Annotated in this window: 9 protein-coding genes; 5 read left to right on the plus strand and 4 right to left on the minus strand. The window is 74.8% G+C overall.

The annotated features are described in order from the left end of the window. The 3 genes from ACZ4QV_RS11870 to ACZ4QV_RS11880 form a co-directional block, all read right to left on the minus strand. Entirely contained in the window at positions 1-384 is a 384-nt protein-coding gene (locus ACZ4QV_RS11870) for a DUF6479 family protein (RefSeq protein WP_361147479.1), read from the minus strand. 115 nt (positions 385-499) lie between these two features. Continuing rightward, positions 500-982 carry a VOC family protein gene (locus tag ACZ4QV_RS11875; RefSeq protein ID WP_361147481.1) on the minus strand — a complete coding sequence of 161 codons (483 nt, stop codon included), beginning with the start codon at positions 980-982 and terminating at the stop codon, positions 500-502. Between the two features lie 179 nt (positions 983-1,161). Continuing rightward, positions 1,162-1,578 (minus strand): CBS domain-containing protein, encoded by a 417-nt coding sequence (locus ACZ4QV_RS11880; protein ID WP_361147483.1) that lies wholly within the window; start codon positions 1,576-1,578, stop codon positions 1,162-1,164. Between the two features lie 773 nt (positions 1,579-2,351). Between ACZ4QV_RS11880 and ACZ4QV_RS11885 the strand changes: the two genes are divergently transcribed. After that, positions 2,352-4,631, plus strand: a complete 2,280-nt coding sequence (locus ACZ4QV_RS11885; protein WP_361619410.1) for a GMC family oxidoreductase — start codon at positions 2,352-2,354, stop codon at positions 4,629-4,631. Positions 4,632-4,669: 38 nt separating this feature from the next. Here the strand turns inward: ACZ4QV_RS11885 and ACZ4QV_RS11890 are convergent, their stop codons facing one another. Further along, the gene (locus ACZ4QV_RS11890) at positions 4,670-5,785 is read right to left on the minus strand and encodes an alpha/beta hydrolase (protein ID WP_361147490.1); all 1,116 of its coding nucleotides are present in this window, start codon (positions 5,783-5,785) and stop codon (positions 4,670-4,672) included. Positions 5,786-5,946: 161 nt separating this feature from the next. On the opposite strand from ACZ4QV_RS11890, the gene ACZ4QV_RS11895 reads away from it, so the two are divergent. The 4 genes from ACZ4QV_RS11895 (at position 5,947) to ACZ4QV_RS11910 (ending at position 13,879) form a co-directional block, all read left to right on the plus strand. Continuing rightward, positions 5,947-8,907 carry a helix-turn-helix transcriptional regulator gene (locus tag ACZ4QV_RS11895; protein WP_361147493.1) on the plus strand — a complete coding sequence of 987 codons (2,961 nt, stop codon included), beginning with the start codon at positions 5,947-5,949 and terminating at the stop codon, positions 8,905-8,907. A 246-nt stretch (positions 8,908-9,153) separates the two neighbouring features. Further along, positions 9,154-11,175 carry a multicopper oxidase family protein gene (locus tag ACZ4QV_RS11900; RefSeq protein ID WP_361590329.1) on the plus strand — a complete coding sequence of 674 codons (2,022 nt, stop codon included), beginning with the start codon at positions 9,154-9,156 and terminating at the stop codon, positions 11,173-11,175. Positions 11,176-11,234: 59 nt separating this feature from the next. Beyond that, positions 11,235-12,416: a 3-deoxy-7-phosphoheptulonate synthase gene (locus tag ACZ4QV_RS11905; RefSeq protein ID WP_361590326.1), complete on the plus strand. Its 1,182-nt coding sequence runs from the start codon at positions 11,235-11,237 to the stop codon at positions 12,414-12,416. 2 nt (positions 12,417-12,418) lie between these two features. Next, the gene (locus tag ACZ4QV_RS11910; RefSeq protein WP_361147502.1) at positions 12,419-13,879 is read left to right on the plus strand and encodes a 3-deoxy-7-phosphoheptulonate synthase; all 1,461 of its coding nucleotides are present in this window, start codon (positions 12,419-12,421) and stop codon (positions 13,877-13,879) included. The last annotated feature ends 28 nt before the right edge of the window (positions 13,880-13,907 follow it).

The following is a 13,907-nucleotide window of genomic DNA, read 5'->3' on the forward strand; positions in this document are numbered from 1 at the left end:
TCAGCCGTTGCCGAACGAGCCGCTCTTCCCCTCGTTCCACGGCGGCGGTTCGTCGGAGTCGCCGGGGCGCGTCCCGTACTCGCCCATGTCCTTGACCCCGGCAGCCGGTGCCGCGTCATGGCTCTCCCGGGACACCCCGTCGGTCTCCCGTGCCGAAGTGCCGTGCCGGGCCGCCGTCCTGGCATGCCGGGGCCGTGCGTGGGCGCGCGGCGGGCGGTCCTTGTTGCGCGCGCGGCGCCGGTAGCCGTACACGACGGCACCGATGAGCAGGAGGACGACGACGATGCCCGCGATGAGGGGGCCGATGCCGATGGCCAGGTGGGAGGCGGCCGTCGGCGCTTCGACCGGCAGGGGGGCGGCCATCAGGGGAGCATCGAGAGACATGGGGGCTGCTTACCCGTTGGCCCCGGTTTGCCATCAAAGGCGCCCCCAAACGAGTGGGGGCGCCGGTGGACACGGGCGGGTACGGGCGGCCTGCCCGTACCCGCCCGTCCGCGCCCTACCGTTCTCCGGCGTGCGCCTTGCGGACGGCCGCGAGGTCGATCTTGTGCATCTGCAACATCGCCTCGGTGGCCCGCTTCGCCTTCGCCGGGTCGGAGTCGGTCAGCAGCCGCAGGAGTTCCGTGGGGAAGACCTGCCAGGACACGCCGTACCTGTCCTTCAGCCAGCCGCACTGGCCTTCTTCGCCGTCATCCGTGAGCCGGTCCCAGTAATAGTCAACCTCTTCCTGGTCGGCGCAGCGGACCTGGAACGAGACGGCTTCGCTGAACGTGAACTCCGGTCCGCCGTTGAGGCCCATGAACTTCTGGCCGTTGAGGACGAACTCGACCGCCATCACCTCGCCGGGCGTTCCGGGTCCCGCCTCGTTGTAACGGACGATGTCGCCGAGCTGGGAGTTCTTGAAGATGGACAGGTAATGGTGTGCCGCCTCCTCGGCCTGGCCGTCGAACCACAGACAGGTCGTGAAACCGTCGATCGCCATGGTGTGCCTCCCGTCGTGTGGGCTCGTGTATACCCGTACGGCGGAGGCCGCGCCATAACCAAACCGTTGTTCGAACCGGAGTGCACGGTGATTTACGGAGGTGCGCCCACGCCGCGTACACCATCGTGCCTACGGTCCGGCGTGGCCGCACCCCGTGCCCGCGGGCGTGCGCGGTGCTCTCAGTCGGTGGAGAGGGCTTCGAGGAGGTCGCCCGCCTTCGAGTCGGGCAGGGCGCGGGCGACGTCGGCCAGCGCGACCATGCCGACCAGGCGGTGGCCGTCGATCACGGGCAGACGCCGGACCTTGTGCCGGGTCATGGTCGCGAGGATCTCCTCCGCGCCGTCATCGGCACCGATCGTCACGGCCTCGCCCTGGGCCAGTTCGCCGGCCTTGGTCCGCGCGGGGTCCTTGCCCTGGCCCAGCACCTTGACGACGATGTCCCGGTCCGTCAGGACACCCTTGAGCCGGTCGTCCGTACCGCAGATCGGAACCGCTCCGACGCCGAGGCCGGTGAGCTTGCGGGCCGCGTCGAGGACGCTCTCCTCGGCGCCGACGCACTCGGCTCCGGGAGTCATGATGTCGCGTGCAGCAGGCATGGTTCCGCCTTTCTTCGTTGGGATGTGCCGGTGCGTGACCGCGGCCGGACGCCGCTCGTGGAGCGGAGTGAGCGCCCGGTTCCGGCCGCCAGCACACGCGTGCCCCTTTGTTCGGATCGCTAACGTCGCCTGCGCGGGATCGGGCCGGATGTCGTCCCGCGCCGCCGCTCAGGCCACGGCGCGTCGAGGGACAGCGAGCGGTAGGTCTCCAGGGCGTCCAGACCGAGCGGGACGTCCTCCTCGCCGAGTCCGGTGTGCCCGGTGTGCCCGCGAGCTGGGCGACGGTCGGCGAGCGGTCGGCGAGGTTTTCGCCGCGGTCGCGCAGATGGCGGGCCAGGCGGTGGGCCACCGGTGGCCAGGCGGCGATCACCCGCCGTCGGACGCCGGTGCGGCGCGCCCCGTCGGACAGTCCGGTCAGGAGCCGGAGGTCCTCGGCGGCGTCCGGGGCAGCGGGGCGGCGTGTGCGGCGTGCGGGTGCGGTGGTGGCCACGGCGGCCCTCTTGCGCACGCTGTGGTGCGTTCGGGCGGCTCGCGAGGGCACGCCGGCGGATGACATCGAACGTGTGGTCCCGCGCGGGCGCCTGTGGTGCCGGAGCACTGATGCCGGGCGCCTGTCCACGGGGAGGTGTTCCGCACCTCCTGGCACGCGGGCCCCGCGGAACCCACCCTCCGGCCGCCCCGGCTTCCGGATGTGCGCGCGGTGGTCCGTTGCTCTACTGGGAGGTCAGGCCGCCGCGGTCCGCGCGGCCGTCGCCGGACCGGAGGGACCGATCGTGGCCGAGGCGTCGCCGGGGAGCGGAGCGGAGCGTTCCGAGCGGGTCGGCGCGCTCGTCGTCGGGTCCGGCTTCGGCGGTTCGGTGGCGGCGTACCGGCTGGCGGAGGCGGGTCTGTCCGTCGTCGTCCTGGAGCGCGGCCGGGCGTATCCGCCGGGGAGTTTTCCCCGGACCCCGGCGGAACTGGGGCGGGCCCTGTGGGACCCGAGCGAGGGGCTGTACGGCCTGTTCGACGTCTGGCGGTTCGGGGGCTGCGACTCCCTCGTCTCCAGCGGGCTCGGCGGCGGTTCGCTGATCTACGCCAACGTGCTGCTCCGCAAGGAGGCGCACTGGTTCGTACAGCGGGAGGAACTGCCCGGAGGCGGCCACGAGTGCTGGCCGCTGACCCGCGCGGACCTCGACCCGCACTACGACGCGGTCGAGTCGGTGCTGCGCCCGGTCCCGTACCCGGTGGACACCGAGCCGTACGCCCGTACGCCGAAGACGCGGGCCCTGCGGGAGGCGGCCGGGCGGGTGGGGCTGCCGTGGTCGCCGGCGCCGCTCGCGGTCAGCTTCGCACCGCGCCCCGGCGCGCCGCCCGGCCCCGGCCTGCCGCTGGCGGACGAGCCGTACGGCAATCTCCACGGCGTGCCGCGCGGCACCTGCCGGCTCACCGGTGAGTGCGACCTGGGCTGCAACAACGGCGCGAAGAACACCCTCGACCACACGTACCTGTCCGCCGCGCGTCACCACGGCGCCGAGCTGCGGACCGGGCACCAGGCCGTGACCGTGGAGCCGCTGGAGGGCGGCGGTTACCGCGTGGGTTACGTCGTGCACGACGTGGACGGCGGGCCGCCGGTACGCACCGCCGATCTGCCGCGTCGGCACATCGACTGCGACCGCCTCGTGCTGGCGGCGGGCACGTACGGCACCGTCCACCTCCTGCTGGCCAACCGGGCGCGGCTGCCCGGCCTGGGCCCGGCGCTGGGCACCCGGTTCTGCGGCAACGGCGACCTGCTGACCTTCCTGTACGGCAGACGGGGCACACCGGTGCCGCCCCCGGACCGGGGCCCGGTGATCACCGGCGTGGTGGGCGAGGCGGACGGCGGTCCGGGGCGCGGGCACATCGTCCAGGACGGCGGCTATCCGGGCTTCCTGAACTGGCTCGCGGAGGGCGTGCGGCTGGTCGGAGGTGCCGGGCGGCTGGCCGCGTTCGCCGCCGGCCTGGCGCGGGACCACGTCCTCGGTGCGGCGGACAGCAACCTCTCCGGCGAGATCGCCGCCCTGCTCGGCCCCGGCGGAGGCTTCCCCGGGGTGCTGCCGCTGCTGGGCGTGGGCCGGGACGTACCCGACGGGGTGATGGGACTGCGGGACGGCCGGCTGGACATCCGGTGGACGACCGCCACGAGCCGGGCGTACTACGAGGGCGTCCGCACCACGATGCGGCGGCTCGCCGACGCGATGGGGACGGGGTTCCTGGACAACCCCGTCTGGTGGTGGCGGCGGGTCGTCACCGTCCACCCGGTGGGCGGCGCGCCCATCGGCGACCGGCCGGAGGAGGCCGTCTGCGACCCGTACGGCGAGGTGTTCGGGCACCCGCGCCTGTACGTGGCGGACGCCGCGGCGCTGCCCGGACCGGTCGGGGTGAACCCGTCGCTGACCGTCGCGGCGCTGGCGGACCGGATGAGCACCCGGCTCCTGGAGGACCGGCCGTCCCGGCGGGCGCACCGCCCGGCTCCGGCGCCGGCCACGGCCCTGACGTTCGCCGAGGTGATGCGCGGCGCGCTGGCCGACGGGCCGGGGCTGGTGCTGCGCCTGACCGTCACCGTCGACGACGTGGACGCCTTCATCGACTCGCCGGACCACCGGGCCGCCGTGCGCGGCGCGGTGGACTGCGATCCGCTGGGCGGCCGGCTGCCGGTACGGGAGGGCTGGTTCAACCTGTTCGTACCGGACGGGCGGCCCGGACGCCGGCGGATGCTCTACCACCTGCACCTGGACGGGCCGCGGGGCCGCCCGCTGACCCTCACCGGCCGCAAGGAGGTGGGCGACGACCCCGGGCCCGACCTGTGGGCGGACACGACCACCCTGGCGGTCGAGATCCGTCACGGGCGGCAGGCACCGGATGCGGAGACCGGGCAGCCGCCGCTCTGTTCCGGCGTGGTGCGCGTGGGCCGGCTGGCCTTCGTCCGGCAACTGGCCTCCATGCGCGCGACGGGTCCCGCTCCGCTCGCCGCGCTCGCCCGGTTCGGGGAGTTCTTCGCCGGGGAGCTGTGGGGGGTGTACGGGCCGGGGCGGTGACGTGTCCGAGCCGCGAGGGCGTGCCCCGCGTGTGCGGGTCACCGCGCGTGCGCGTCCAGGAAGGCGGTCAGGTACGGGAAGATGTCGCGTGCGCTGTCCTTGCCCATGAACACGTCCTGGTGGCCGTAGCCCGGGAAGACGTGCAGCCGGGACACGCCGGGTGCACGGGCGGCGAGTTCGCGCTGGCAGGCGGGGTTGGAGTCGGCCATGACACGGTTGTGCTCGCCGGTGGTCAGCAGGAGCGGGGTGGTCAGGCCGGCCGCCGCCTCCAGGTAGTCGTCGGGCAGGTCGCGGTACGCCGGATCGCCGGGCCGGTACTTGACGGCCCTGCCCGCCCGGACGATCGCCCGGATGTGCCGGTAGTAGTGCACCCCCGTGGCGCCGAACAGGTCCGCCACGCGCTCGTGGGTGACCGGTGACATCAGGGCGTGGTCGTACAGCGCGGGCCGCCCGGAGCCCCACATCGCGCTCACCATGTGGCAGGCGGGCTCCCGGCATTCGGGGTGGAAGAGCGACACCAGGCGGGCGATCATACGGCCGCGGGTGAACCGGGCGTCCTGCGGCCAGGCGGGGTTGAGGTAGGGCAGGCCGAGCACGTACTCGGTCAGTCCGGGGACCACGAGGAGCTTGCAGCGGGACCACCGGGGCGGCCGCAGGACGAGGGCGGAGCTGTTGACGACCGCGCTGGTCACGCCGGTGACCAGGCCGGCGGCCAGGCTCATGGCGAAGGTGACCCCGCCCAGGCAGTGCGCGATCACGTGCAGCCGGGCCGCCGGGCCGATGTGCCGCCGGATCTCGGCGAACGCGGCGGGGAAGTCGTGCAGGGCGACGTCGTCGAGGGTGAAGCGGTGCGCGGCCAGGTCGTACGGGAAGCGGTTGCTCATCCGGTGGTCGAGGGCCCAGACGTCCGGGTAGCCGTGGTCGAGCAGGTAGGTGGTGAGGTCCTCGTGCTCGGGCATGACGAACATGTCGCTCGACGTGGTCAGGCCGTGCACGAGCAGGACCGCGTCGGCCGGTGCGGTACCGGCGGCCCGCGGGCGGCGGTAGCGGGTCAGGGTCAGGCCCAGCCCGTCGCCCGCGGCGAACGGGTGGACGGTGACCTCGGCGTCCCGGACGCCTTCACTGGTGAACAGGGGGATGCGGCGGCGCTGCATACGGCACTGGCCCTCCTCGGCCCCCGTCGCTCGGCCCCGGGACCGAGCATCGCTACGAATTGCCCGGATAGTTCCTATAGACCAAAATATTCCATTGGGGCGACCTCCGCCGTTCACCCGTCCACCCACCGCACGCAATCCGAACGAAACCGGCCCGCCCGATGCCCGACAGTCCCGTACCGCTCCACGGCAACCGCGCACTCGTCGGCCGCACGGAGGTCGTACGGCTCCTCGGCGCGGAGGCGGAGCGGGCCGCCGCCGGCGAGTTCCGGCTCGTCGAGCTGACCGGGGACCCGGGGGCGGGCAAGACCAGACTCCTCGGCGAGACCGCCGGCGCCGCGCTCCGGCACGGGCTGACCGTGCTGCGCGGCCGCGGCACCGAGTACGAGAACGACGTCCCCCTCTCGCTGGCCGTGGACGCCCTGGACGACGAGGTGGAATCCAGGGCCGAGCAGGTACGCGCGGCCCTGGACCCGGAGAGCGCGCGGCTGCTCGCCGACGTCTTCCCCGCCCTGTCGGCGGACCGGCCGGGCCCGGACCCGGCGGCGGCCCCGAGCACCGGTCTCAACCGCTACCGCGTGCACCGCGCCGTACGTCTCCTGCTGGAAGCCCTGGCAGCTCCCGGCGGCCTCGCCGTCCTGCTGGACGACGTGCACTGGGCCGACGAAGGCTCGGTGGAACTCCTCTCCCACCTCGCCCGGCACCCGCCGCGCGGCCCCCTCCTGCTCGCCGTCACCTATCGCACCCGCCAGGCGGGGCCCCGGCTCACCGCCGCCCTCGCCGACGCCGCGCCGGAGCTGCGTACCCGGATCGAGGTCGCGCCGCTCACGCTCCGGGAGACCGGTGAATTCCTCGGCCCTGCTGTGGGTGCCCGGCGCCGCCGCGCGCTGTACGAGGCCAGCGGCGGCAACCCGCTGTACCTGGAAGCGCTGGCCCGCTCCGCTCCGTCCACCGCCGCCCCCACGGGCGACGCCGTCGAGAGCACTGCCCCGGACGACGACGGCCTGCTGCCGAACGCGGTACGCGAAGCGCTGGCCGCCGAACTGGCCGCGCTCCCCGACGACGTGCGGCTGGCCGCCCAGGCCGCCGCCACGCTCGGCGACGAGTTCGAGCCGGGCATGGTGGCCGTCGCCGCGCCGACGACCGAGGCGGAGGCCCTGGCGGCCCTCGACGAACTGGCCGTACGGGACGTGGTCCGCTGCGCGCCCGCCCCCGGGCGGTTCCGCTTCCGCCACCCCGTCGTCCGGCACCTCGCGTACGCCTCCTCCGGCGCGGGCTGGCGGGTCGCCGCGCACGCGCGCGTCGCCGCCGCACTGGACGAGCGCGACGCGCCCACCGTCACCCGCGCCCGCCACATCGCCCGCTCGGCGCGCTTCGGGGACCTGCTGTCCGTCGGCGTGCTCGTCGAAGCTGCCCGCGCGACCGCGTACCAGTCCCCCGCGACCGCCGCCCAGTGGCTGCGGACCGCCTTGGACCTGCTCCCCGAGAAACCCGGCAGCACGGCGACCGGGCCCGCGCCCGACCGGCTCTCCCTGCTCGTCGAGCTGGCCCGGCTCCAGGGCGTCGGCGGGCGGCTCGTCCAGGGCCGCGACACCGCGCTGGAGGTACTGCGGCTGCTGCCGCCGGACGCCTGGGCGCAGCGGGCCCGCGCCGCCCGGTTCTGCGCCATTTTGGAACGGCTGCTCAACCGGCAGGCGGAGGGCCGCGCCCTGCTCCGCTCCGAGCTGGGCCGAGTGCCGCCGGAGCACGCGGTGGACGCCGTCCCCCTGCACCTCCAACTGATCGGCGACAGCCTCATCCGCGCCGACTTCACGGGGGCCGCGGAGCAGTTGGACCGGCTGACCGCCGTACTGTCCCGGCCCGGCGGCGGCGCCGGGACGGCCGGTGACCCGCCCGACGACTGGATGCCGCTGGTGACGCTCCGGCTCGGCTGCGCCTACGGCGCGGGCGACCTGGACGCCGCGCACGCCCTCGCCGCCAAGGCCGAGCGGCTGACGGAGGACGCCACCGACGCCGAGCTGGCCCCGTGGCTGGAGTCGCTGGCCTTCCTGTGCTGGGTCGACGCGATGATGGGCCGGCTGCCGCAGGCCGCCCGCACCGTCGAACGGAGCCTGGCCATAGCCAACGCCACCGGGCAGAGCTACCTCTCCCCGTGGATCCTGACCGCTCAGGCGTTCACGTACGGCCGGACGGGACGCCTCGCGGAGGCCGTCGACCGGGCCGAGGACGCGGTGGACGCCGCGCGGCTGCTCGGCTCCGACGAGTGCGTGGCCCTGGCGCTGGCCGTCAAGTCGCTCATGGTCCGCTGGACGGGCGACGCCGCCGCCGCGCTGGCCCTCGCCGACGAGGCGATCCGGCACGCGGACGGCCGCCGGGAGTGGTGGGCGCGGCTCGGCGCCGTCGGCCGCGGGCTAGCCCTGGTGGGGTTGCAGGAGGTGGACGCGGGGGCGGCGCAGGTGCTGGACGCGTGCGACGAGTTCGTCACGCCGCTGCTGGAGCGGAGCTGCCTGCTGGTGTGCTGCGAGGCGATGGCCGACGCGGAGGCGGAGCGCGGCCGGCCCGGTGCGGCGGCGGGCTGGGCGGACCGGGCCGCGGCGGTGCCGGGCGGCGGCGCGGGATCGGGGCACGCGGTGCTGGCGCGGGCCCACGCGGAGCAGGAGAGCGACCCGGCCGCGGCGGCCCGTGGCGCGGTGCGGGCGGCGGAGCTGTTCGAGGGGACGGGTGAGCGGCTGTCCGCGGCACGGGCCTGGCTGCGGGCCGGTACCGCGCACGCCGGCTGCGGGGAGAAGGCCGCCGCGCGTACGGAGCTGGCGCGGGCGGCGGAGGTGTTCGGCGCGTGCGGAGCGCTCGGGCTGCACGCCAGGGCCGTACGGGAGCAGCGGCGGCTGGGCGTACGGGCCGGACGGGCGGCGGCGCAGACCGACGGGCGGCTGTCGCGGCGGGAGGCGGAGGTGGCCGAGCTGGTCCGGCAGGGCTTCAGCAACCAGCGGATCGCGGAGCGGCTGTTCCTGAGCCCCCGGACGGTCGAGACGCACGTGGCCCACGTCTTCGCGAAGCTCGGGGTCTCGTCGCGAGCGGCGGTGGCGGGGAGGCTGGCGGAGGTGCGGGGGCCGGAGAGCTGAGGGGGCGGCGCCGGAGGGATGAGGGGCGGGGGCCTGAGGGGGCGGGGTGAGGCCGGGGCGGGGCAGGGGCACGGGGGCAGGAGCCTTGAGGGATGAGGACGGGGCCTTCGGGGGCTCAGTAGCGGGTCTTCCCGGCTCCGTACCGGTTCAGTAGTCGGGCACGTGTTTTCCCCGATGTGGGGAGGGGCCGCCGGGGCGCACGGTGAGGGAGTCAACCTTCCCACCGTTCGGAAACGAGTCCCCGAAATGCCTGAGCTGATCGAAACCCCCACCCCGGCGGCCGCCGCCACCGAGCCGGCCGTCCTCACCGAACCGGCTCCCCCGGCCACCGCCTCCCCGGCGGCTCCGCCGGTCCCGCCGCCCCCGGAGACCCCGGTGGTTCCGGAGACCGCTCCGGCCCCTGAGGCCCCGGAGGTCCCGCAACCCCCGGCAGCCCCCGAGGTCCCGCCGCTGGAACCGTTCCTGGACCCGTTGCGGATTCCGCCGGTCCTGCGGCCGGAGACGGACCCGGAGACCGGCCGCGCCGAGCTGACCGTCACGACCCGCCCCGTCCGCATTCAGTTGCACTCGCAACTTCCCCCGTCGCTGATGTGGGCCTACGAGGGTCAGGTCCCCGGGCCGACCGTCGAGGTGCGGCGCGGCACCCGGCTGCGGGTGTCCTGGGCCAACGGGCTCAGCGGCCCGTACCCCCTGATCAAGGTGGAGACGCGGGTGCCGGCGAACATCGTGCGCCCCGGTTACGACCCGGCGGCCGACACCTTCGACCGCAAGGTGGCCGCGCTGCCCCCGTGGACCGTGGTGCACCTGCACGGCGCGCGGACCAGCGGCGTCAACGACGGCTGGACCGACAACGCCGTGCCGCCGGGCGAGACCCAGCTCTCCGAGTACGTCAACGACCAGGCGTCCTGCACCCTCTGGTACCACGACCACGCCATGAACATCACCGCGCTGAACGTGATGACGGGCCTGGCCGGCATGTACTGGATCCGGGACGACGAGGAGACGGCACTCGGCCTGCCGGACGGCGCCCGCGAGATCCCCCTCGTACTGTGCGACCGCAACGTGGACACCGACTGGAAGGGCCGCCCGACCGGTGTGCTGATGCACAAGGTCCTGCGGGACGACCAGGACGTGCCGCGGCCGTTCTTCGGCCCGTACAACGTCGTCAACGGCGTCGTGCAACCGCACCTGGACGTGGCCGCGCGCTGGTACCGCCTCCGGATGGTCAACGGCTCCAACGCGCGGTTCTTCACCCTGCGTCTGTGCCACGAGGACGGCACGCCGGTAGACCCGGAACTGGTCGCCCGCGCCTTCCACCAGATCGGTACGGACAGCGGGCTGCTGCCCGAGCCGGAACCGCTGCCGGAGCAGGGTCTGACCCTGGCCCCCGCTGAACGCGCCGACATCCTGGCCGACTTCTCCGTCCTGCGGGGGATGCGCGTCCACTGGACCGACACCGCCACCAACCCGCCGGGCCCGGCGCCCTCGCCCGAGGTGCTGCAGTTCCGGGTCGCGGACGAGGCGGTGGACGACCCGTTCACGCTGCCGGGCCGCATCAGCCCGTCCTACGTACGGCTGAGCCACGCCACGGCCCCCGACCACGAGCACCGGTGGATCGTGCTGACCCCGCCCGCCGTGACCGGGATGCCGATGATGTGGGAGATGGAGACCGTCGAGGACGCCTCGTCGGTGGAGATCCCCAGTGACGGCATCGTGCAGGTGCAGCGGCCGGGACAACCGCTGCTGACGCTGCGCCGGGTCGCCGAGATGTTCAACGACACCACCACGATCATGGCGCGCGAAGGCGGCTGGGAGCAGTGGAACGTACTGAACCTGGGCGGTCCCGTGCACCCCTTCCACATCCACCTGATCCGCTTCCAGGAGACCCGGCGCCAGAACTACGACGGCCGCGGCTTCCAGCGGCTGACCAACGGCGACGGCACGGTACGCGGTCACGGCACCGTCACCCCCGTCACCTTCACCGGGGACCTGCCCATCGAGGGCGCCGACCTCGGCTGGAAGGACACCGTACGGGTCGGCGACACCAGGCCGGCGCCCGCCGGGTCCGGCCAGCTGGTGTCCGTACTGGGCCAGTTCGACGGCGGCTCGGGGCGCTACATGTACCACTGCCACATCCTCGAACACGAGGACGAATCGATGATGCGGCCGTTCACGGTGATGCCCGGTCCGGTGATGGACATGCACCCCGGCATGCACGGGGGCGGCGGCCACGGAGGCTCGGGGGGCCACGGAGGTCACACGTCATGACATATCCGCTTCCTACCCCGCAGAACCCCGTCCGCACCGCCCCGAAGGAGCGAACCACCATGATCACCTCGACGGACACCCCCGGCACACCGCACCTCCGGCACCGCGACGGACGCCGGGTCCGCCCCACCGGCGGCCAGACCCGCGTCCTGCCGGTGGAGAGCCCCGCGCAGCTCTGTGAACGGCTGCCCCTCACCTACCACGCGGCGCACACCGTCATGACGGCCCGGCACGACGCCGTGCGGGTCCTCGACGGCCGGGACGACCGGCTGCTCGTCATCGTCGGGCCGTGCTCCGTGCACGACCGGGCGGCCGCCCTCGACTACGCGTCCCGGCTGCGGGACGCGGCGGCCGGACTGGCGGACGACCTGCTCGTCGTGATGCGGGTCTACGTCGAGAAGCCGCGCACCTGCCTCGGCTGGCCCGGCCTGGTCGGCGACCCCGGCCTGGACGGCGGCGCCGACCTCGGCCGCGGCCTGGCCGAGGCCCGGTCCCTGATGCTCGACATCGCCGAGTCGGGGCTGCCGGTGGGCTGCGAATGGGTCAACCCGGCCACCCCGGCGTATCTGTCCGACGTCGTCGCCTGGGGCTCCGTCGGGGCCCGTACGGCGGCGAGCCAGGTGCACCGCGACCTGGCCAGCGGCCTGCCGATGCCGGTCGGCGTCAAGAACGGCACGGACGGCTCGGTGCAGGTCGCGGTCGACGCCGTACGGGCCGCGGCCGCACCGCACACCTTCCTCGGCGCGTCCGGCGCCGGGCCGGTGTCCGTGCTGCGCACCAGCGGCAACCCGGACTGCCACGTCGTCCTGCGCGGCGGCGCGGACGGCCCCAACTACGGTGCGGCACACGTGCACCGGGCCGCGGAACTGCTGGCCGAGGCCGGGCTGCCGGTCCGCGTCGTCGTGGACGCCAGTCACGGCAACAGCGGCAAGCAGCACGAGCGGCAGCGGGTGGTCGCCGACGACCTCGCGGTGCGGATCGCCGACGGTGACACCACCGTGCGCGGCCTGCTCCTGGAGAGCTTCCTCGTACCCGGCCGCCAGGACGCCGGAGCCGGCCGTGAGCTGGTCTTTGGACAGAGCGTCACCGACGCGTGCATCGGCTGGAGCGGCACCGCCCAGCTGCTGCGGGAACTGGCCGGCGCGGCACGTGCCCGCCGCGCCTCCTGCCCCCGCCCCCGCCGGGCGGCGGACCCCGATTCCGCCGTCCTCGGCACCACCCCCTTCATGGAGAGGACCTGACCGTGTTCACCCCGCTCCGCTACCCCAGTACCGACCGCCACCCGCCGGACGGCGGCGCCGGCGACCGGTCCCCCGGCCGGCCGGCCACGCGGCCCTTCGACCTCGGTGACGTCGCCCGCTTCAGCAGCCCGCTGACCCGGATGCTGCTCGCCAGCGACGGACTGACCACCACCCTGCTGGAATCCGCGCTCGCCACGCCCCTGCGGCTGCGTGTCCTGCACCAGGGCACCGCGCCCGCCGCCGCGCAGGACGCGCTGGCCCGCCGCTGCCTGAGCCTGGGCCGGGACGAACAGGTCCTGGTACGCCGCTCCGCGCTGGCCGACGCCGCGCTGACGCCCGTCTCGCTCAACACCGTCGTCGGGCTGGTCCCCGACGACCCGGCGCTGGCCGCGTGCCTGACCAGCGGCCGTACGCCGATCGGTTACGGCCTGCGGGCCGCCGGCGCGATGCGCACCCGGCGGCTGGTGGAGGTCGGCGTGGCCGGGTGGGAACAGGACGGCCGGGTCCGGCCCGCCGTGTTCAAGGCGTACGTGGTCCTCGACGGTGACCGGCCCTGGCTGTTCATCCGCGAACTGTTCAACCCGCGACTGGTGCCCGCCGGTACGGAGTACGACGGGCACGGGGGCCCGGCGCCGGGCAGCGGTCCGGCGCCGGTCCGGCCGCACCCGGTCGTCGTCCCGTCGCCGCCGGCCCGGCAGCGGCTGGCGGGCCGTCCCCGGCCCCTCACCGAGGAGATCGGTCGCTCCGGGTCCGCCGTACCGGACCCGCATCCGGCGCTGGCCCCGACGGCGGGCGGCGAGGCGTTCCTGCTGCACCTCGGGCGCCACGCGACCGGAGCGCTGACCACGGTGGCCTCCGGGCTGGCCCACTACGTGGCCGGTGTGCCCGTCACCGTCGTCACCGGCGGGCACCCGCCTCCGGGCGTGCTGCCGCGCGAGGCACGGTGGGTCGCCGAGGAGTACCGCGCGACGGCCCGTTCCCACCCCTGGCTGGGCGACTTCCCGCAGCTCATGTCGTTCCTGGACGCCTGCCCCCCGGCCATCGCCGGGCAGGTCCGGTGGACGGCCGACGGTGACCGGGTGCCGCCGCCCGGCGCCGTGGTCGGGCTGCGTCCGCGACCGGGTTGTCATCCCCGTGCGGTCGCCGCGCGGTGTGCGGCGCTCAATCCGGGCCGGGTGCCCGGGCGACTGCTGCTGGCGGTACGGCTCGCGCCGGACCGGATCGTGGCCGAGCTGCCCGCGCTGATCGAGGCCGTGGCCTCCACCGGCACCCCGGTGACGTGGGTCTGCGCGCCCCGGCCCGGCGGGGCCACGGCGGCGGCCGAGGTCGACACGTTCTTCGACACCCATTACTCGGTGGGCAGCCGGCCCGGCGGTCTGCTGCTCGACGAGAACGGCCGTACACCGGCCGAGGTGCTGCGGACGGTGCACACCGCCGCTGCCGCCTGGCAGCCGGTGCCCTGACCGGCCCGGGTCTCCCCCTTCCCCTCCC

The sequence above is a fragment of the Streptomyces sp. NPDC026394 genome (genome assembly GCF_055567735.1).